Below are 18,674 nucleotides of genomic sequence, written 5' to 3'. Positions count from 1 at the left end.
CCCGGCCCCGGCGGCCGGGGAGGGAGGGGTTCGTGATGAACGAGACGTTGGTCTGCGCGGTGGGAAACGTGGCGACGCAGCCGGTCTACCGGGAGCTGGCGGCGGGACCGTCGGCGCGGTTCCGGCTGGCGGTGACCTCACGCTACTGGGACCGCGAGAAGAGCACCTGGACGGACGGCCACACCAACTTCTTCACGGTGTGGGCCAACCGGCAGCTCGCCACCAACGCGGCGGCCTCGCTGTCGGTCGGCGACCCGGTCGTCGTACAGGGGCGGCTGAAGGTGCGCACCGAGACCCGGGAGGGCCAGCAGTGGACCTCCGCCGACATCGACGCGGTGGCGATCGGCCACGACCTCGCACGCGGTACGGCGGCCTTCCGGCGGGCCGGGAAGCCGGAGACGGCGGCACCGGCACCGCCGCCCCGGCCGGAGCCGAACTGGGAGACGCCGGCGGAGTCTCCCGACACCACCGCGGAACAGCAGTCGGAACCGGTGGCGGTGACGTGAAGTCCGGCCCGGCCGACGGATCTTCACCACGGCCCAACCGAACTACGGCCGACTGGACGCCGGTTGACGGCTTATCGGCGAATACACCCCGAACCACCCGCCACGACGGCCGGGTTGATTTGTCGATAAGCCCTGCTCATCCGCGGTTCCGCGATAACGATTACGGATCGGATCGCTCATCGGACCATCTCACCGGGAATAGGCGGTCCGGCTGATCCATAGGATGCCTGGCGTGGCCCCTGGGGTCGCTGATTCTGCTGGTGGGACCGCCCCCCACGTTCAAGGGGTCCTGCTCGAAGGGGAATTCTGTGTTCGCTGCGTTCTCTGGTTCCTCGGCGCCCCGCGCGTCCGCCAGGCACTCCGGCACGGCCGTGTCCGCGAGAGGCGTGGCCCGCCTCGCCGCCGCGACGCTGGCGTCCGGGCTGGTGGCCGCCGCCGTGCTGACCGGCGCCGGCCGGGCCGCGGCCGACGGCGGGACCGCCCAGAGCCAGAGCGGGGCGACGGCGACCATAAGCGGCCTGAAGACCTACGGCGAGGCCGTCGTGCACGACGACAGCGGCGACGAGCAGGTGGCCGCGGGCCTGTTCGAGATGTCCGTGGACGGCGGCGGCACGCTTCAGACGTACTGCGTCGACCTCCACAACCCCACCCAGCGGGACGCCAAGTACCACGAGACGGCCTGGAGCGGCACCTCGCTGGGCGCCAACAAGAACGCCGGCAAGATCCGCTGGATCCTGCAGAACTCCTACCCCCAGGTCAACGATCTCGCCGCGCTCGCCCGCAAGGCCGGAGCCGGCAGCCTCACCGAGCAGGACGCGGCCGCCGGCACCCAGGTGGCGATCTGGCGCTATTCGGACGGCGCGGACGTCGACGCCGTCGACCCGCAGGCCGAGAAGCTCGCCGACTACCTGGAGAAGAGCGCCCGCGGCCAGACGGAGCCGCAGGCCTCGCTGACCCTGGAACCGCCCGCGGTCTCCGGTCGGCCGGGCGACCTGCTCGGCCCGGTCACCGTCCACACCAACGCGGGCACGGTCACCGTGATCCCGCCCGCCGACGCGGCCCTGACCGGCGTACGGATCACCGACAAGGCCGGCAAGCCGGTCACCGCGGCGCAGGACGGCAGCGAGCTGTACTTCAAGGTCCCGGACGAGGCCACGGACGCGTCGGCCGAACTCACCGTCCAGGCGTCGACGACCGTCCCGGTGGGCCGCGCCTTCACCTCCGAGAGCCGCAGCCAGACGCAGATCCTGGCCGGCTCCAGCGAGTCCACGGTCACCGCGACCGCGGACGCGACCTGGGCGGACCAGGGTGCGATACCGGCACTGTCGGCCGGGAAGAACTGCGCCGAGAGTGGCGTGGACATCACCGCGGCCAACACCGGCGACAAGCCGTTCACCTTCGAGCTGATGGGCGCCGAGCACACCATCCCCGCGAACACCTCGCGGACGGTGACCATCCCGCTCCAGGAGGACCAGGCCTACGACTTCACGATCACCGGTCCCAACAGTCTCGAACGGCGCTTCACCGGCGTCCTCGACTGCAAGACCCAGGCCGGTGAGAGCAGCCTCACCACCCAGACCCTCAGCGAGCCCAGCCCGGCCTCGGTCGGCGGCACCGCCTCCGACGTCAACCTCGCCGCCACCGGCGGCGACTCCGCGACCGGCGTGATCACGGGCGTCGCCATCGGCCTGGTGGTGATCGGCGGCGCGGTCCTGGTGGTCCTCCGCCAACGGGAAAACCCGACGGGCGACTGATCCCCACCGAAACAACGGCGAACCGACAGCTCCGCCGCGCAGGACGCCCTCATGACCAACTCACCCCACAGCACCCGCTCTCCAGCCGTTACCGAAGGTCAGCGCCTGAACGGCCGCTGAATACTCGCAGCTTCCCAGGCTGATGAGCCTGAAGATCTGGACGAGGACGACGTCGGAGAACACCGCCACCGTGGCGCACCTGGGGAAAGCCGTCAGGGGAGCTTCTTCATCACCCGCAACCCGACCCAGTACGCAAGGATTGCAACTGCGAGACTGACGAGCGAAGCGGCAGTGTGCGGATACTGACGGGTCAGTTGGCTCGCCGTTTCAAACGCCGGTCCGAGAGTGAAGAAGAAGCCGGTTGTGGCCGCCAGGGTGGCTCCAGCCTTGTCCTTAGTCCACCGCGCCTTCGGCTCGGAGTCGCTTGTCACCAGATGGTTGTATCCGGGACAGGGGCGATGCGCAAGATCGGGGCGGTCCGCGGGGGATCACCCTTCCGAAGCCCGGTTGCGCGGCACAGCAGCGAAGTACAGCAACCCCAGCAACCGCCAGAGCACCAAACAGCGGCCTCAGGACCCTCCCCGCGGTCTGAATGACCTCCAATGACCGATCTCTACGGAGCTACGGATCAAAAGGTGTGCTGAGCCCGACGACCTGGCCTCTTGCGAGTCGTCGCGTTCAGCCCTCGGTTCTGTCTGCCTGGCCAGCGACAGGGCCTCTATGCTGCGGTGTTACAGGCTGGAGTCTGCATTCGTGTCCAGGCCCTCCGCGTGACAGCGTCCGCGGCTGGTAGCCACGCGGAGCACGTCCCGCAATGCGCCGGCCAACTGCGCGGCGAGAAGCCTCAACTCCTCCCCGTTTACGGTCTCGTCATCGAGTACCCGAGCCGCTTGCTTCAGAAGTCCGGACGCCATGCCGAGTTGAATCGACTCGATATGGTCCGCGAGGCGGGACATGAAGCCTTCCGGGTCATCGGTGTTCCGGTAGCAGGGCTTACCCTCCGGTCCCGCCCGTGGGAGAAGCCTCAGCCCGCTGTGTGCCGTCATCCCTGCGCCTGTCTCTCGACTATCAATGTTGGGTGCTGGCGAACCGCCGGAGTCCCGGACTCTCACCGCTTCAACGCCCCGGGAGTCGAGGGGCCAGTCGCCGAGTGGCACGAACAGTCACACGCCTCGTAGATCAGTGGGACGTCGACCGGGGTCCAAGCCGGAGATGACTCCGCGCACTCGTGATGCGTGCCGACACGGCAGGCAGTTGAGCGGTAGGGAGCGGTCGAGGCATCCAGATGTGGGAGCCGGGGGACCGCCTTCCCTCCCGCGCGCAGATCGGCCAGGAGTGCGGCGTGGGCGAGAACGTCGTCCGCCGAGCGCAGGAGCTGCTGATCTCGCAAGGTGTGCTGGAAGGACGAGCCGGATCGGGCACCTACGTCGCCGAGCCCCGGCAACGCGTCCGGGTCGTCCGGTCCTCGGCGCGCGAGCAGCCGCAGGGGTCGCCGTTCCGCACGGACATGAAGGCCCTCGGCAGGCAAGGCGACTGGGAGAGCCGGACCGACGCCAAGGTCCCCGCCCCCGCCGACATCGCTGCGCGGCTGGGCATCGCCGAAGGCGACCTGTGCGTGCGGACCGCGTACGAGTTCCTGGCCGACGGCAGGCCCGTCCAGCTCTCCACGAGTTGGGAGCCCTACGACCTCACCGCCGGCACCCTCGTCGTCCTCCCAGAGGGAGGCCCGCATGCCGGGACGGGTGTCGTGAACCGCATGGCCGTCATCGGGATCACCGTCAGCCACGCCGTGGAGCAGCCCGAGCCCCGGCAGGCGACCGCCGAGGAAGCCTCGCTCCTCGGCATCCAGAAGGCCGCCCTCGTCACCCACATCCGACGGACCTACTACAGCGACCAGGGGCGGCCCGTCGAGACCGCGGACATCATCGTGCCCGCCGCCCACTGCGAAATCGTCTACGAGATTCCCATCAACCGATAGGCGACAGCCCCCTCAGGCCATGATCCGAGGCCCTCAGGCCGTGCCCCTTCCGTGCCCGATAGAGCGGGAAACCAGGGGGAACAGGGGTGTCCGGCAGGCAGCGCACACGGCGACAGCCCCCGACCGTCTTACCTGGTCAGGGGCCGTCAGCGCCATGCGGTGGGTGTGGGATTTGAACCCACGGTGACATCACTGCCACGACGGTTTTCAAGCCTATTCGTGTGGTCGGTCCCCGACTTCCCCGCATCCACGACACCGTGCCCGATGTCCGCCTCCCCCAGGGAGACGCCAGCTAGAGGCGCAAGGCATCCTCGCCAGGGACCGCCACAGTCCCGACGATATCGAACAGGCCCTGTCGCTTGGGCCACGAGTCGGCTGACTCCTGGGCCGTCCCTGGGCCGTCCGAGGCTCCCCGAGGCCACTCGACAGCGACCGACAGTGACAGACCGGCTATCGCCGCCACCCACGAAACCCCAGCTCACAGCCCCCTGACCAAACGGGTTAACACCCTGGGCTGGACGTCAGGCAAGATGGGGTGTATCTGCCCACTGCCAGATTCAAGCTGCCGGACGGTTTCTCTTGGCTGAGTTCATTTACACCATGCGCAAGGCGCGCAAAGCGCACGGCGACAAGGTGATCCTCGACGACGTCACCCTGAGCTTCCTGCCGGGGGCGAAGATCGGCGTCGTCGGTCCGAACGGCGCCGGTAAGTCGACCGTGCTGAAGATCATGGCGGGGCTGGAGCAGCCGTCCAACGGTGACGCCTTCCTCTCGCCCGGTTACAGCGTCGGCATCCTCATGCAGGAGCCCACCCTCACCGAGGACAAGACCGTCCTGGAGAACGTCCAGGAGGGTGTCGCGGAGGTCAAGGGCAAGCTCGACCGGTTCAACGAGATCGCCGAGCTGATGGCGACCGACTACTCGGACGCCCTGCTCGACGAGATGGGCAAGCTCCAGGAGGAGCTGGACCACGCCAACGCCTGGGACCTCGACGCCCAGCTGGAGCAGGCCATGGACGCGCTCGGGTGCCCGCCCGGCGACTGGCCCGTCACCACCCTCTCCGGTGGTGAGAAGCGCCGCGTCGCGCTCTGCAAGCTGCTCCTCGAGGCCCCCGACCTGCTGCTCCTCGACGAGCCCACCAACCACCTCGACGCCGAGTCGGTGAACTGGCTGGAGCAGCACCTCGCCAAGTACGCGGGCACCGTCGTGGCCATCACCCACGACCGGTACTTCCTGGACAACGTCGCCGAGTGGATCCTCGAGCTCGACCGCGGCCGCGCCTACCCGTACGAGGGCAACTACTCCACCTACCTGGAGACCAAGGCCACCCGCCTCAAGGTCGAGGGCCAGAAGGACGCCAAGCGGCAGAAGCGCCTCAAGGAAGAGCTGGAGTGGGTCCGCTCCAACGCCAAGGGACGGCAGGCCAAGTCCAAGGCCCGTCTCGCGCGGTACGAGGAGATGGCCGCCGAGGCCGACAAGATGAGGAAGCTGGACTTCGAGGAGATCCAGATCCCGCCGGGCCCGCGTCTGGGCAGCGTCGTCGTCGAGGTCGACAAGCTCAACAAGGCATTCGGGGAGAAGGTCCTCGTCGACGGGCTCTCCTTCACGCTGCCGCGCAACGGGATCGTCGGGGTCATCGGCCCCAACGGCGCCGGCAAGACCACGCTCTTCAAGATGATCCAGGGGCTGGAGACGCCGGACTCCGGTGACATCAAGGTCGGCGAGACCGTCAAGATCTCCTACGTCGACCAGGGCCGCTCCAACCTCGACCCGAAGAAGACGCTGTGGGAGGTCGTGTCCGACGGGCTCGACTACATCAACGTCGGCCAGGTCGAGATGCCGAGCCGGGCGTACGTGTCGGCGTTCGGCTTCAAGGGCCCGGACCAGCAGAAGCCGACCGGCGTCCTCTCCGGCGGTGAGCGCAACCGCCTCAACCTCGCGCTCACCCTCAAGCAGGGCGGCAACCTGCTGCTCCTCGACGAGCCGACCAACGACCTGGACGTGGAGACCCTCTCCAGCCTGGAGAACGCGCTCCTCGAGTTCCCGGGCTGCGCCGTGGTCGTCTCCCACGACCGCTGGTTCCTAGACCGGGTCGCCACCCACATCCTCGCCTACGAGGGCGAGTCCAAGTGGTTCTGGTTCGAGGGCAACTTCGAGTCGTACGAGAAGAACAAGATCGAGCGGCTCGGCCCGGACGCCGGCCGTCCGCACCGTGCCACCTACAAGAAGCTGACCCGGGGCTGATCGGACTTGCGTCACCACTACCGCTGCCCCCTGCGCTGGTCCGACATGGACGCGTACGGCCATGTCAACAACGCAGTCTTCATCCGCTACCTGGAGGAAGCCCGCATCGACTTCCTGTTCCGCCCGGAAAAGGATTTCAAGCAGGGGTCGGTGGTGGCCCGCCACGAGATCGACTACAAGCGGCAGCTCGTCCACCGGCACCACCCGGTCGACATCGAGCTGTGGATCACCGAGATCAGGGCCGCGTCCTTCACCATCACCTACGAGGTGAAGGACGACGACCTGATCTACGTACGTGCCTCCACCGTGGTCGTGCCGTTCGACTTCGAGACGGGCCGGCCGCGCCGGATCACCGCCGAGGAGCGGGACTTCCTGGAGGAGTACCGGGACGACGCCAAGGAGGAGGCCGTCGCCGCATGACGGTGCTCCACCTGGCAGACGACGGGGAGGCTGCGGACCTCGCGGCCTTCCTCTCCCGGCTGCTCCACTACGACCGCTCAGCCGCCGTACGCCTCCAGGCGGCAGGCACCGCGCTCGCCGTCTTCGGTCGGCCCCCGTCCTTCGAGGTGCTGGCGATCCGCACGGTGCGGCTGGCCAAGCCGTACGAGCGGGGTCTCGACGTCACGCTCGATGTGACCGTCTCGGCAGGGGAGTTGCTGGAGTCGGTGGACGAGCAGGCCGCCACGGCCGGGGTGCCGGGGGCGGTCACAGGGCCGCCGTGGGCGGGTGTGCTGCCGCCGCGCGGTGGCTGGCAGCCCGAGCCGGGGCTGCCCGCGCCCCAGGCGCTACAGGCCACGGTGGCGGCCGCGGTGGGTGAATTCCGGTCCCGTACGGCGGAGTTGGCGCCGCAGAGCCGTACCCGGGCCGAACTCGACCGGATCGGGCGGGACATCTGGTCCCGGACGGTCGGCGATACCGGGCTTCCGGTACGCGCCGTGCACGCGGCCCAGTCGCTGCGCTTCCTGCGCCCGGCCGAAGAGGCCGTGCTGCTCTCCGCGGGAGCATGGCTGCGACTGCGCACGCCGTTCGGCTCGATCGCCGTACGGCGCGCGGGGCTCGGGGCGCTGGACGTCAGCGTCCGCTGAGCCGACGTCCCGCGGTCACTCCGGGGTGTTCACCATCGAGGCGGCCGCGTAGGTGAGGTAGTTCCAGAGGGTCTCCTGGTGCTCCTCGGAGAGGCCCAACTCGTCCACGGCCACCCGCATGTGCCGCAGCCAGGCGTCGTGCGCCGCCCGGTCCACGGTGAACGGGGCGTGCCGCATCCGCAGCCGTGGATGGCCGCGGTTGTCGCTGTACGTCGTGGGGCCGCCCCAGTACTGGATGAGGAACAGGGTGAGCCGCTCCTCGGCCGGACCCAGGTCCTCCTCCGGGTACATCGGCTTGAGGAGCGGGTCCCCGGCGACGCCCTCGTAGAAACGGTGGACCAGCCGGCGGAAGGTCTCCTCCCCACCGACCTGCTCGTAGAAGGTCTTCTCCTGAAGCGTGCCGCGCCGAATCTCTCTCACCCCTACATGGTCTCAGACGCGGTGACCGAGGACTCGAGGCTTAGGACCCGCCGCGGGGGCGGGGCTCTAGGGTGGACGCATGGGCGCCCATGACCCGGAGATCCCGGAGATCCCGGAGATCCCGGACATCGAGGGGCTTGCCGCCGTGGCGCGGGGCGAGCTGGTTCGCGAGATCGACGCCGAGGGGGTCTGGGCGGGCGAGCCGCTGTGGCGGGAGGCGTTCCAGGCGGTGCCCCGGCATCTGTTCGTGCCGTACTACTACGTCGCCGGGGCGCGCGGCTATGAGCGCCGGTGGGGCCAGAGCCCCGATCCCGAGGCCCGGGAACGCTGGGTGCGGGGTGCCTACGAGGACGTTCCGCTGGCCACCCGGCTGCGCGACGGTGAGCTGCTGTCCTCCAGCAGCCAGCCCTCGCTGATGGCGCGGATGCTCGTCGCGCTGCGGGTGGCCGACGGTGACCGGGTGCTGGAGATCGGGGCGGGGACCGGGTACAACGCGGCGCTGCTGGCCCATCGGCTCGGCGACGACGATCTTGTGACCACGGTGGATGTGGATCCGGAGATCACCGAGTCGGCGCGGCGGCATCTGGCCGCGGCCGGTTGCCGGCCGGCCGTTGTCACGGGGGATGGGGCGCGGGGGGTGCCCGAGCGTGCGCCGTTCGACCGGATCATCGCGACGTGTGCGCTGCCGAGCGTGCCACGGGGGTGGGTCGCGCAGTGCGTGGCGGGGGCGCGGATTCTCACGCCGGTGGCCACGGGGTTGCTGGCGCTGACCGTGCGCGGTGGAGGGTGCGCCGAGGGCCGGTTTCTGCCGTCCGCCGCGTTCTTCGTGCCCTTGCGCGGGGTGGAGAGGGCGGGGGCGGGGGATGTCGGCGGGGTGCCGTTCCGGGCTCTTGAGAACGAGCTGTTCCAGTTCCTGGCGGAGCTGACCCGGGGGGTGCTCAGCCCTCGGGAGGCCTACGAGGTGTGGGAGCGGGAGGGGATGCCCGGGCGGGAGCGGTACGGGGTCACGGTGGAGAAGGACGGGGAGTGGGTGTGGCTGGACGACCGGGAGGGGCCGTGCGTTTGGCCTCTCCCGGTCTGACCCCCGTACGGGGTGCTACAGGCTCAGCCTCGCCGGACGGTGATCGTCGTCCAGGCGCCCACGTGGACCCGGTCCCCGTCCTGCAACGGCACCGGGACGAACGGCTGGATCGGTTCCTCGCCGCCGTTCACCGTCGTGCCGTTCGTCGAGTTCTGGTCGACGATCGCCCAGCTGCCGTCCGGCTGCTGAACCAGTACCGCGTGCTGGTGCGAGACGCCCGGGTCCTCCGGCGGCACCGACAGGTCGATGTCGGGGGTGTCGCCGGTGGAGTGCCGGCGGCGGCCGATGGTGACCTGGTTGCCGGCGAGCGTGCGCTGCTGCTCCGGGGAGTACGCGGGCAGGTTGAGGCCGGCCGCCTCCGGGCCCGAGCGCTGCATCATCGCCATGAAGTACTCACGGTCCGGGCCGATCGTCGCCGTCCAGGTCGCCGGGCCCTGAGGGGCCTGCGGGAAGCCGGGACCGGCCGGGGAGCCGGGCTGCGGGTAGCCGTAGCCGCCGCCGGGGCGGGCACCCGGGGCGCCGGACGCGCCGGGCGACGGCGGGGAGATCACCCAGTCGTCGTCGGCGCCGCCGAAGGACGGGCCGCCGGCCGGAGGCCTGCCGGTCTCCTGCGGGAAGCCGGGCGGCGCGGGCGGGGCCGACTGCTGGAAGGCACCGGGAGCGCCGCCGGTGGCCGCGCCGGGAGTGCCGGGCGGCGGGACCGGCGGCCGGGACGGATCCCCGCCGCCGAAGGGACCGGCGGCCGGGCCACCGGAAGGGTCGCGGGCGAAGGGCCCGGAGGCCTGCCCGGCGCCGGGGGCGCTGCCGAAGGCGGAGGGGCCGCCGGCGTTCTGGCCCGGAGCACCACCGAACGACGGAGGCGGAGCCGAAGGACCACGTTCGCCACCGAAGGGCGGCGGCCCCGACTGGCCACGGTCACCACCGAAGGCCGAGGGAGCGGGCGGTCCGGACGGGTCGCGGTCGTTGCCGAACGCCGGGGGTCCGGACTGGCCGCGGTCGCCTCCGAACGCCGGGGGTCCGGACTGGCCGCGGTCGCCACCGAATGCGGGCGGGCCGGAAGAGCTCCGGTCGTTGCCGAAGGCCGGAGGTCCGGGCGGGCCGGACTGGCCGCCGCGGTCGCCGCCGAACGCCGGAGGAGCGGGCGGACCGGAGGGATCGCGGTCGCCTCCGAACGCCGGGGGTCCGGACTGGCCGCGGTCGCCACCGAATGCGGGCGGGCCGGAACGGCCCCGGTCGTTGCCGAAGGCCGGAGGTGCCGGCGGACCCGACGGGCCGCCGCCGCGCTCGTTCGCGAACGGGGTCGGCCCCGAGGGCTCGCTGCCGAAGGAGGGGATCGGCTCGGCCGGACGGTTCATCTGGGACGGTCGCGAGCCCTGGTACTCGTACGAGTCGGTGTTCCCGCCGTACGACGGCGGGGTGGGCGGCCGGAAGGTCGGCGCGGCCGGGCCGCCGCCCGCGGGCGGGCGCGGGGCGGCCGGGGTGTACGAGGTGGCCGTGTTGGTCAGGAAGTTCCAGCGGCACTCCTCACAGAACGGCGCACCGCCCTCCCGGGGCGTGCGGCACTGCGGGCACAGCTCCGGCTCGGGCGCGTTCGGCACGGCGGACAGGTGCCGGTTACCGGCGGGGCCGCCGGCCGGGGCGCCGGGCGCGGGCGGCGGGAAACCGTAGCCGCCGGCGGTCGGCGGGGGCGGAGGCGGCGGGGGCACGGCACCGGCCATGCGGTGACCGCACACCTCGCACCAGTCGTCGGAACCCGACTGGTGTCCGTTCGGGCAGGTCGGCATGTCGGTGGTTCCCTCTCTGTCAGGTTCGTCCTGAGCCTGTCTGGGTGTCGCGTGTGCTGCTAGGTCACTTCTTTACACGAACAGTCTTTGTGGACCTTGTCTCGAGAGTCATCTCGTCGGCCTCCGCAACCCTCGCTTTCAATCGCACAGTACCTGTCTGGGCGTCGACCACGTCCACCACCTTCGCAAGCAGTTTCGCAGTATCCGCGTTCCCGGAGGCACTGGCGAGCTGAACGGCTCGGCCCAGTTTGGCCGTTGCTCCATCCATATCGCCCGCTTTGCGAAGGTCGAGCCCTTGTTGGATGGCTTGTGCCAGTTCGGCCTGGCCGGTGTAGTGGGCGACTTGGGGGTTGATGGACGTCGAGGCGACCATGTCGTCCGTCCACACCGCCCTGATCAGCCCCTGGGCGCCCAGGTTCTGGACGCTGCCGTCGGGCTGCGGGACGACCAACGACACCCGGGCGGCGAGCATTTCCTGGCCGAGGCCGGCCGTCGGGACCTCCACGCAGATGTGGTAGTCGCGGGACTCGTCGCCCCAGGAGCCGGTCGGGTAGTCCCCGGCGCGCGGCCCCGCCTCGGTGCGGCGGCCGGTCAACTCCTCGACTGTGGGCGCCACTTGCTTGACGAACTTGATCGTCGTGCCGACCGGGGTCCACAGTCGCAGCGCTACGTCCGCGACCTCCTTGCCCATCGCCGTCTCCATCATCTGTGTGAAGTCGGCGGCCAGGCCCGTGGGGTCGGCGACGATGTCGGCGGTGCCGAGGAGTGCGGAGGCGATCCCTGTGACTTCTTTCACTTCCCAGTCGGTGCCCACACCGCGGGCGTCACAGGTGAACCGTCCGGCGCAGGAGTCCAGGGCGGCTTTGAGGTCCTCCGGCGACTCGTGCTCGTTACGGCCGTCGGTGAGCAGGATGCCGTGCCGGATCGCGACGTCCGCCGAGGACAGCAGCCGGTCGGCGAGGCGCAGCCAGGTCCCGATCGCCGTACCGCCGCCCGCGCTCAGCCTGCGCAGTGCCTGCTTGGCCTGCTCCCGGGTGGTGCGGTCGGCCACCGCGAGCCGGCCGCCGCCCGGGTAGACCTCCTTGGCGACGTGCGTGCCGCCGATCACCGCGAAGTGCGTGCCGTCGCGCAGGGTGTCGATCGCGGCCGCGGTGGCGTCCCGCGCGTTGCGCATCTTGGTCGGCGGGTAGTCCATCGAGCCCGAGCAGTCGACCATGACCGCCACCCCGGCGGCCGGCCCCTGCCCGGGCGCGTACGACGTGCCGACCGCGCTGCCGACGGTGCCGCCGCCGGTCGACGTCACCGTGGCGATCGCGTTGACCTCGCGGCCCCCGTCCGGCAGGTACTCGTTCTGGTACACGTCCACCGAGAACTGCGGCGCGTTCGACTTCGAGAAATTGGCCATGACTGCTCTGGTCCCCCTCCACCCCACGCGTGGTGGGTGCTTACGGTGTGCGGACCGGTCCCCTCCGGTCCGCGGGTGCTTCTGCTGCCCCGTACCCCGCTCCTGGTTCCCCGTTTACGGCCGTTTTGCGCGGCCTCAGGCGGATCCTGCCCCCTGCGGCGGCGCCGGGAACGGGAGCAGCGCCACTGTTACGTTGTCGTGGCCCCCGCCGTCCAGGGCGTGGCCGACCAGGACCCGGGCCGCGTGCAGCGGCCGTACGGCCGCGTCGGCGGGGACGACCTCGGACATCTCCTCGGCCGACTCCGCGTAGTTCCACAGGCCGTCCGTGCACACCACCACCACACCAGGCCGGTCCGGCTTGAAGGAAGCGGTGTGCGGCTCCAGTTCGTAGGCGTCCGCGCCGAGCCAGCCGGTGATCGCGTGGGCGCGCTCGTCGGCGTACGCCTCGGCCTCGCTCATCAGTCCCGCGGCCACCATCTGCGCCGCCCAGGAGTCGTCCTCGGTGAGCCGGGCCGCCGGTGCGTCGCGGTCCACCGGCACCCAGTAGGCGCGGCTGTCGCCGACCCACCCGACGACCAGCAGGCCCGCGGTGACGATCGAGCCGACGATCGTGCACGCCGGGGCGTTCTGGTGCGGGGTGTGCTCGCGGGCGGAGGGGGGCTCCTCGGCGAGGGCGTTGACGGCCTGGGAGGCGACGACGATCGCCTCGTGCATCGCCGCCTGCGGATGCGTGCCCTGCGGCAGCGCGGCCAGCAGCGCCTCGGTCGCGGCCCGGGAGGCGGCCAGCGAGGCCTCGTCGGGACGGGTCGCCGAGGAGACGCCGTCGCAGACGACCGCGAGCACCGCCGGGGTGCCGTCGGGCAGCGCGGTGCGGCCGACGGTGAACGCGTCCTCGTTGCGGTGGTGGCGCAGCCCGCGGTCGCTGACGGCGGCCACCGGGCCGGACTCCTGCTCCATGTGATCGCGTTCGCGCGGCTGGGCGTGCCCGCAGTTCTCGCAGTAGCCGTCGTCGTCGACCCGGCCCGCCCGGCAGGCCACGCACACCTTCGGCAGCTCGGCGGTGTCGGCGGTCTCCGCGGTCTCCGCGGTCTCCGTGGCGGAGGCGGCCACCCGCGGGTCCGGCGCCTGCAGCGCGTAGTCCTCGTCGGGCTCCGGCGGCCGGTCGAAACGCACCCCGGGGGCCGGCGGCACCGGCGAACCGTGCGCCGGCGTCCCCGGCAGCGGCTTGCCGCCCGAGTCCGTGCCGGGCAGGTCCGTCGGCAGATGCGGGGCCGCGGACGGGCCCGAGTTGTCCGGCTCGGGCGGTGGCCAGTCCACGCCGGAGGCGCCCATGGTGAGGGTCGGGTGGTCCTGCGGCGCGGCGGGCACGGCCGACAGGTCGTACCCGCACGCACCGCAGAACAGGTCACCCGATTCGAGCGGTTCCGCGCAGCTCGGGCACTTCGCCGGTGCGGCCTGCTGGGGCATCTGCGACATCAACTACACCCACGTCCGGGGGCGGTAACGGTTGGCCCGTTCCACCAGGTCGATCCTCTCCTCACCGCCGGTCGCCAGTCTGGCCAGCGTGCGGTACGAGCGCTCCAGGCCGAAGCGGAGGCCCCGCTCGTCCAGACCGCTGCCGAGCAGCACCCGGCCGCTGACGGCGGGCTGTACGCCCTGGCCTCCGGAGAGTATCCAGTCCAGCGCGCAGCCGAGGACTTCCGCCGACAACTGCTCGCGCCGTGCCGGATCCAGACCGTACGCGTCCAGCGCCTCGATCTGCCCCGCGGCGGCCGTCAGATCCTCCAGGAACGGAGTGTCGTCGGGCGTCGCGGTCCGGTGCCGCAGCCGCGCCCGTACGGCCGCCACCCGGGCCGCCGTGTAGTGGATCGACGCCTCCGGCACCGATTCCAGGGTACGCACGGCAGCGCGCCGGTCTCCGGCCGCCAGCTGCACCCGGGCCAGACCGAAGGCGGAGCTCACGAAGCTCGGGTCGGTCGCCCACACCAGCCGGTAGTACTCGGCCGCGTTGTCCAGCTGGCCGAGCACCTCCGCGCACAGGCCGAGCGCCAGCTTGGGCGCGGTCTCGCCCGGGAAGGCGTCGTAGATCGCGTCGAAGGACAGCGCGGCGCCCTCGAAGTCCCCGGTGACCAAGGCTGTCACGCCGCGGTACCAGACCACCCGCCAGTCGTCGGGCTGTTCGTCCTCCAACCGGCCGAGGGTCGACAGCGCGGCCTCGAAGTCGCCGTTCTCCAGCCGTGCGCGGATCTGGCGCAGCCGGGTCTCGACCGACTGTGTCGGCGCCGCGGCCAGCGCGCCGATCAGGCTGACCTCGCCCGCTCCCGTGGTCGTGAGGCCTGCCAGGAAACCGGCGTTCGGGTCGTTCGGGTCGACCAGCGGGACCGGCAGGGCGAGGGCGGCGGCCGGGGTGGGGACGGGCCTGACCAGGGCGGGGGAGGCCGGGGCGCCCCCGTTGGCCGGGGCTTCGGCCGCTCCCGGTGGCTCCAGGGCGAGGGTTCTGGAGGCCACCGCCCGTGCTCCCAGCCGGGACACTTCGCCGTCCAGCTTCGGGAACAGCTCGGCGTCCGTGACCTTGACCTCGGGCCCGAACAGCGTCGACAGGGCGGGCCGGGCCTTGCCGGTCTGCACCGACACGACCTCGCGCAGCACGCCGGTCAGCTGCTCGGCCATCTCCTGCGCGGAGGCGAACCGGCGGGCCGGGTCGGGGTCGGTGGCCCGGACCAGCAGCCGGTAGAAGGACTCGTACTGCCGGAACACCTCGATGTTGTCGGGGTCGGGCAGCGAGTCCACGAAGACGGTCGTGTAGCCCTGGAAGTCGAAGGTGAGAACGGCGAGCGTACGGCCGACGGTGTACAGGTCGGACGCGACCGACGGGCCGGCCTCGGCGACCTCCGGGGCCTGGTAGCCGACCGTGCCGTAGATCGCCGACTCGTCGTCGTCCATGCGGCGGACCGCGCCCATGTCGATCAGCTTGAGCTGGTCCTCGGTCTGGATGGCGTTGTCGACCTTGAAGTCGCAGTACAGCAGGTTGCGGCTGTGCAGATGGGCGAGGGCTTCGAGCGCCTCGATGCCGTAGGCGCAGGCCTGCTCCACCGGCAGCGGGTCGCGGCGGCCCTCCGGGGTACGCCGGTCGTTGGCGATCTCCTTCAGGGACTTGCCGCCGACGTACTCCATGACGATGTAGCCGTCGAGCGAGCCGGTGCGCTGGTCGAGATGCTCGACGAAGTTGTAGATCCGGACGATGTTGGCGTGCTCGATCTCCGCGAGGAACCGCCGCTCGGAGATCGCGGCGGCCATCGCGTCCTGGTCGCCGGTGTCGAGCAGGCCCTTGAGCACCACCCAGCGGTCGGACACGGCCCGGTCCACGGCGAGGTAGATCCAGCCGAGCCCGCCGTGTGCGATACAGCCCACGACCTCGTACTGGCCGTGCACGACGTCAGCGGCCTTCAGCTTCGGCACGAACGAGTACGGGTTGCCGCACTTGGTGCAGAACCCCTCGGTGCGGCCCGGCCGGTCACCGCGGCCCCGGCCGACCGGCGCCCCGCAGTCCGAACGCGAGCAGAACCGCTTCCGCTCGGGCACCTCGGGGTTCTCGAGGACCATCGCGCGCGGGTCCGGCTTGGGCACCTGCGGGACCGTGACCAGCCCCGCGCCCAGCCTGCTGCGCCCCGATGCGCTCGTCGACGAACCGGAGCTGCGCACCGACACCGAACGGCCCGTCGACTTGCCCGACAGGGACCGCGAGAGCCGCCCGGAGACCGAGCGCCGTGACTTCGACGACTGCGACGAGGTACGCGCGCTGCGGCTGCTGGAGCCTGAACTCCCGCTGCTCGCCGAGTCCCGGCCGCCGGCCGTGATCCCGGTGGGCGGCGAGCCGACCATCCCGCTCCCCGAGACGACCGGGGCCAGACCGCAGGTGTCGCAGTACAGCTCTCCGCCGCCGACGTCCTCGTACGCCCCCTCGCAGCCCGGCCGCTGGCACGACTGTCCCGCCTGACTCATGGCTACTGCTCCCCCCTACGGTCCTCGGGACCGCTCTGCTGCGGCACCCGCGGCGTGCCCAGCGCCTCGGCCGCCGCCTGCTGATAGCGCAGCACCGCCTGCTCCGCGACCCGCAGATCGCAGGGCGCGCTCCACAGCATCCGCCGGGCCGCGTCGTACCGCTCGATCAGGAACGGGTCCTCCGCCAGCCCGTGCCGGGTCACCTTCGCCCGGTACGCGTCCAGTCGGCCGCGCAGCTCCGCGCGCACCGCCAGCGGCGCGGTGACCGCCGTCAACGACTCACGGGCGCGCAGCAGTTCGTCCTCCGCCTTCTGCTCCAGGGACTCCAGGAGCGGCGACAGCCGGTGCCACTGCGCCGTCCTGCGGTACTCGGCGGCCGTCGCCAGCTGCTCCTGGAGCGCGGTCGGCGGGCCGCTGACCACCGGCACCTCGGTCGCCGCGATCTTCGCCAGCACCTCGCCGCGCGCGGTACGCGCCTCGGCGAGCGTGCGGTCCGCGCGGGACAGCACGTCCCGCAGCTTGATCAGCCGGGCCTCCGCGTCCTGCCGTACCGTCAGCACGGCGTCGATCTCCCGCCGCACCTCCTCCAGCGCCCGCGCCTCCCGGTCGTACACCGTGGTGTCCGGCCGGCCGCCGCCCGGCGCCGAACTGCCCTGCGCCGGAACCCAGAAGCCCAGCGGGTCCGACACGACGTCCTCGCGGAGCCTGGTCAGGGTGCGGGTGATCCGCTCCAGGTCGTCGCCCGCCGGGTGCTCGCCCGGGCGCACCCCGACGGAGTGTGCCAGCTTGCGGGTGCGCTGCAGCTCGGCGGCGAGTAAATCGATCCGCGCGGGCAGCGCCGACCACACCGCGTCGGCGGTGACGACCATGTCCAGCGAGGTCGCGTACAGCTCGTTCATCCGGTCGACCAGGGTCACCAGCGAAAAACGCTCGCTGAGCCGGCCGGCCGCCGACAGCGACGTCGGCGCGTTCGCCGTCGCCGTGGCGCTGCCCGCCACCGTCACCGACTCGCCGCGCAGCAGCTCGGTCAGCTCCACCAGGTCCTCACGGCTGGACCAGCGGCGCCGCGCCCTGATCTCCCGGGCGCTGCGCAGTATGTCCGTGTACGCGTCGAAGTACGCCCACAGCAGGGTGATCGACGCCTCGGCGGTCGTCCACCGCTCCCGGGTGGTCCCGGTCAGCTCGGCGCCTTCGAGGAGCCGGCGGCCCGCGTGGTCCTGAAGGGCGAGCAGCGAGGTCTCGATCGCCTCGTGCTCCGCGCCGAGCCGCGCCAGCGCACGGTCCACCTCGTCCCGGTCCATCACCGGCCCGGCGGGGTCCGTGACGCCCATCGATCACCTCTCGCTTGCTTGTCGGGACCGGCCCTGCGGATGCGGGTCAGCTTGTGCGCAGGTACTGCGGCGCGGATGGTTTCGACGCCGTCGAGTCCGCTCCCAGTGTCGCCGACAGCCACTTGTCGTACGACGCCTGCCAGCCGTCGGCCCGGTAGTCCACCAGGATCTGATTGACCCGGCGTACCAGATCGGTCGCATCCTTCTTCATCGCCACGCCGTAGTACTCGGTGGTGAAGGCCGCGCCCTTGAGTTCGATCGTCGGGTCCTGGGCGGCCTGGCTCGCCGCCAGCGCGCCGTCGGTCACCACGGCGTCGACCTCACCGAGCTGGAGCCTTACCAGACAGTCCAGTTGGTTGGGGACGACGGTGATCCCGAGCGACGAGGGCAGCTTCCCGGAATTCCGGTCGGCGTCCACCTTGGCGTAGGCCGTCGAACTGGCCGCCGTGCAGACCCTTTTGTTCGCCAGCGTCGCGTTGTACCCGGTGACCGGCGACGACTTGGGCGCCAGCACCTGCTGGCCGGTCTTGAAGTACGGCGCGGAGAACGCCACGTCCTTCAGCCGGTCGCAGTTGATGGTCATCGTGCGGACCACCATGTCGACCCTGCCGTCCTGGATCGCCGGTATCCGCTGGCTGGTCGGAATCGCCTTGAACTGCACCGCGTTCGGGTCGCCGAGGATGTCCTGGGCGATCCGGTGCACCAGGTCGATGTCGAAACCCTCCAGCTCCGCACCCGAGTTGTTCGGATTGCGGTAGCCCCAGCGGTAACTGTTCTGGTCGACCCCGACGATCAGCTTCCGCTTGGCGCCCGTACGGGCCTTGATGGCGTCGATCGTCGTACCGTCCGCGCCCGACGGCGACCAGGTCTCGTTCTGCGCCTGGGAGTCGACACAGCCGTCGGCCTTCGCCGGGCTGCCGGTCGCCAGCCCCGGACCGCCCAGCCCCGCGCCCGGGCCGCTCCGCCCGGCGGACTGGGTGAGGGGCAGCAGCAGGACGAACGCCAGCGCCAGAGCGCAGCCGACCGCCATCGCGCCCACTCCGCCCCAGCCGCGCAGGGAGGCCGTCATCCTCTGCACGAACAT

17 protein-coding genes are annotated in these 18,674 nt (G+C 71.3%); 8 read left to right on the top strand and 9 right to left on the bottom strand.

All coding sequences use genetic code 11. The features are described from left to right. Positions 1-35: 35 nt before the first annotated feature. Together ABTY98_RS11215 and ABTY98_RS11210 are read left to right on the top strand one after the other, a co-directional pair. The gene (locus ABTY98_RS11215) at positions 36-506 is read left to right on the top strand and encodes a single-stranded DNA-binding protein (protein WP_352220609.1); all 471 of its coding nucleotides are present in this window, start codon (positions 36-38) and stop codon (positions 504-506) included. A 371-nt stretch (positions 507-877) separates the two neighbouring features. Beyond that, positions 878-2,260 carry a Cys-Gln thioester bond-forming surface protein gene (locus ABTY98_RS11210; protein WP_352220608.1) on the top strand — a complete coding sequence of 461 codons (1,383 nt, stop codon included), beginning with the start codon at positions 878-880 and terminating at the stop codon, positions 2,258-2,260. Positions 2,261-2,472: 212 nt separating this feature from the next. Here the strand turns inward: ABTY98_RS11210 and ABTY98_RS11205 are convergent, their stop codons facing one another. Further along, a complete protein-coding gene (locus ABTY98_RS11205; RefSeq protein WP_352220607.1) occupies positions 2,473-2,691 on the bottom strand; it encodes a hypothetical protein in 219 nt (72 codons plus the stop codon). 300 nt (positions 2,692-2,991) lie between these two features. Then, positions 2,992-3,306 carry a hypothetical protein gene (locus ABTY98_RS11200; protein ID WP_352220606.1) on the bottom strand — a complete coding sequence of 105 codons (315 nt, stop codon included), beginning with the start codon at positions 3,304-3,306 and terminating at the stop codon, positions 2,992-2,994. Positions 3,307-3,545: 239 nt separating this feature from the next. Here ABTY98_RS11200 and ABTY98_RS11195 point away from each other — a divergent pair, with 239 nt between their 5' ends. The 4 genes from ABTY98_RS11195 (at position 3,546) to ABTY98_RS11180 (ending at position 7,567) form a co-directional block, all read left to right on the top strand. Continuing rightward, positions 3,546-4,238 carry a GntR family transcriptional regulator gene (locus ABTY98_RS11195; protein ID WP_352220605.1) on the top strand — a complete coding sequence of 231 codons (693 nt, stop codon included), beginning with the start codon at positions 3,546-3,548 and terminating at the stop codon, positions 4,236-4,238. A gap of 579 nt (positions 4,239-4,817) precedes the next feature. Next, positions 4,818-6,482 carry an energy-dependent translational throttle protein EttA gene (gene ettA / locus ABTY98_RS11190; RefSeq protein ID WP_352220604.1) on the top strand — a complete coding sequence of 555 codons (1,665 nt, stop codon included), beginning with the start codon at positions 4,818-4,820 and terminating at the stop codon, positions 6,480-6,482. A 6-nt stretch (positions 6,483-6,488) separates the two neighbouring features. Next, entirely contained in the window at positions 6,489-6,902 is a 414-nt protein-coding gene (locus ABTY98_RS11185) for an acyl-CoA thioesterase (protein WP_352220603.1), read from the top strand. Further along, positions 6,899-7,567, top strand: a complete 669-nt coding sequence (locus ABTY98_RS11180) for a DUF8010 domain-containing protein (protein ID WP_352220602.1) — start codon at positions 6,899-6,901, stop codon at positions 7,565-7,567. The genes ABTY98_RS11185 and ABTY98_RS11180 overlap by 4 nt, the downstream gene beginning before the upstream one ends. 15 nt (positions 7,568-7,582) lie before the next feature. Here the strand turns inward: ABTY98_RS11180 and ABTY98_RS11175 are convergent, their stop codons facing one another. Then, a complete protein-coding gene (locus tag ABTY98_RS11175; RefSeq protein ID WP_352220601.1) occupies positions 7,583-7,987 on the bottom strand; it encodes a globin in 405 nt (134 codons plus the stop codon). Between the two features lie 79 nt (positions 7,988-8,066). Here ABTY98_RS11175 and ABTY98_RS11170 point away from each other — a divergent pair, with 79 nt between their 5' ends. After that, the gene (locus ABTY98_RS11170; protein WP_352220600.1) at positions 8,067-9,068 is read left to right on the top strand and encodes a methyltransferase domain-containing protein; all 1,002 of its coding nucleotides are present in this window, start codon (positions 8,067-8,069) and stop codon (positions 9,066-9,068) included. A gap of 23 nt (positions 9,069-9,091) precedes the next feature. Here the strand turns inward: ABTY98_RS11170 and ABTY98_RS11165 are convergent, their stop codons facing one another. From ABTY98_RS11165 to ABTY98_RS11150, 4 genes are all read right to left on the bottom strand, one after another. Continuing rightward, positions 9,092-10,852, bottom strand: a complete 1,761-nt coding sequence (locus tag ABTY98_RS11165; RefSeq protein ID WP_352220599.1) for an FHA domain-containing protein — start codon at positions 10,850-10,852, stop codon at positions 9,092-9,094. Positions 10,853-10,916: 64 nt separating this feature from the next. Beyond that, on the bottom strand, positions 10,917-12,257 hold the full coding sequence (locus ABTY98_RS11160) for a vWA domain-containing protein (protein WP_352220598.1): 1,341 nt from the start codon (positions 12,255-12,257) through the stop codon (positions 10,917-10,919). A gap of 135 nt (positions 12,258-12,392) precedes the next feature. Next, on the bottom strand, positions 12,393-13,733 hold the full coding sequence (locus ABTY98_RS11155) for a PP2C family protein-serine/threonine phosphatase (RefSeq protein WP_352220597.1): 1,341 nt from the start codon (positions 13,731-13,733) through the stop codon (positions 12,393-12,395). 3 nt (positions 13,734-13,736) lie between these two features. Further along, positions 13,737-15,884 carry a serine/threonine-protein kinase gene (locus ABTY98_RS11150; protein WP_502994197.1) on the bottom strand — a complete coding sequence of 716 codons (2,148 nt, stop codon included), beginning with the start codon at positions 15,882-15,884 and terminating at the stop codon, positions 13,737-13,739. A 10-nt stretch (positions 15,885-15,894) separates the two neighbouring features. Here ABTY98_RS11150 and ABTY98_RS42275 point away from each other — a divergent pair, with 10 nt between their 5' ends. Continuing rightward, complete coding sequence (locus ABTY98_RS42275; RefSeq protein WP_502994196.1) at positions 15,895-16,254, top strand: hypothetical protein; 360 nt, start codon at positions 15,895-15,897, stop codon at positions 16,252-16,254. 7 nt (positions 16,255-16,261) lie between these two features. Here ABTY98_RS42275 and ABTY98_RS11145 read toward each other — a convergent pair whose 3' ends face one another. Beyond that, the gene (locus tag ABTY98_RS11145) at positions 16,262-17,590 is read right to left on the bottom strand and encodes a hypothetical protein (protein ID WP_352220595.1); all 1,329 of its coding nucleotides are present in this window, start codon (positions 17,588-17,590) and stop codon (positions 16,262-16,264) included. A gap of 46 nt (positions 17,591-17,636) precedes the next feature. Next, entirely contained in the window at positions 17,637-18,674 is a 1,038-nt protein-coding gene (locus tag ABTY98_RS11140) for a glutamate ABC transporter substrate-binding protein (RefSeq protein ID WP_352220594.1), read from the bottom strand.

It is taken from the genome of Streptomyces sp. NPDC096040 (assembly GCF_040303265.1).
Classification (GTDB): Bacteria; Actinomycetota; Actinomycetes; order Streptomycetales; family Streptomycetaceae; genus Streptomyces.
This window is presented reverse-complemented; position numbering and strand designations above follow the sequence as displayed.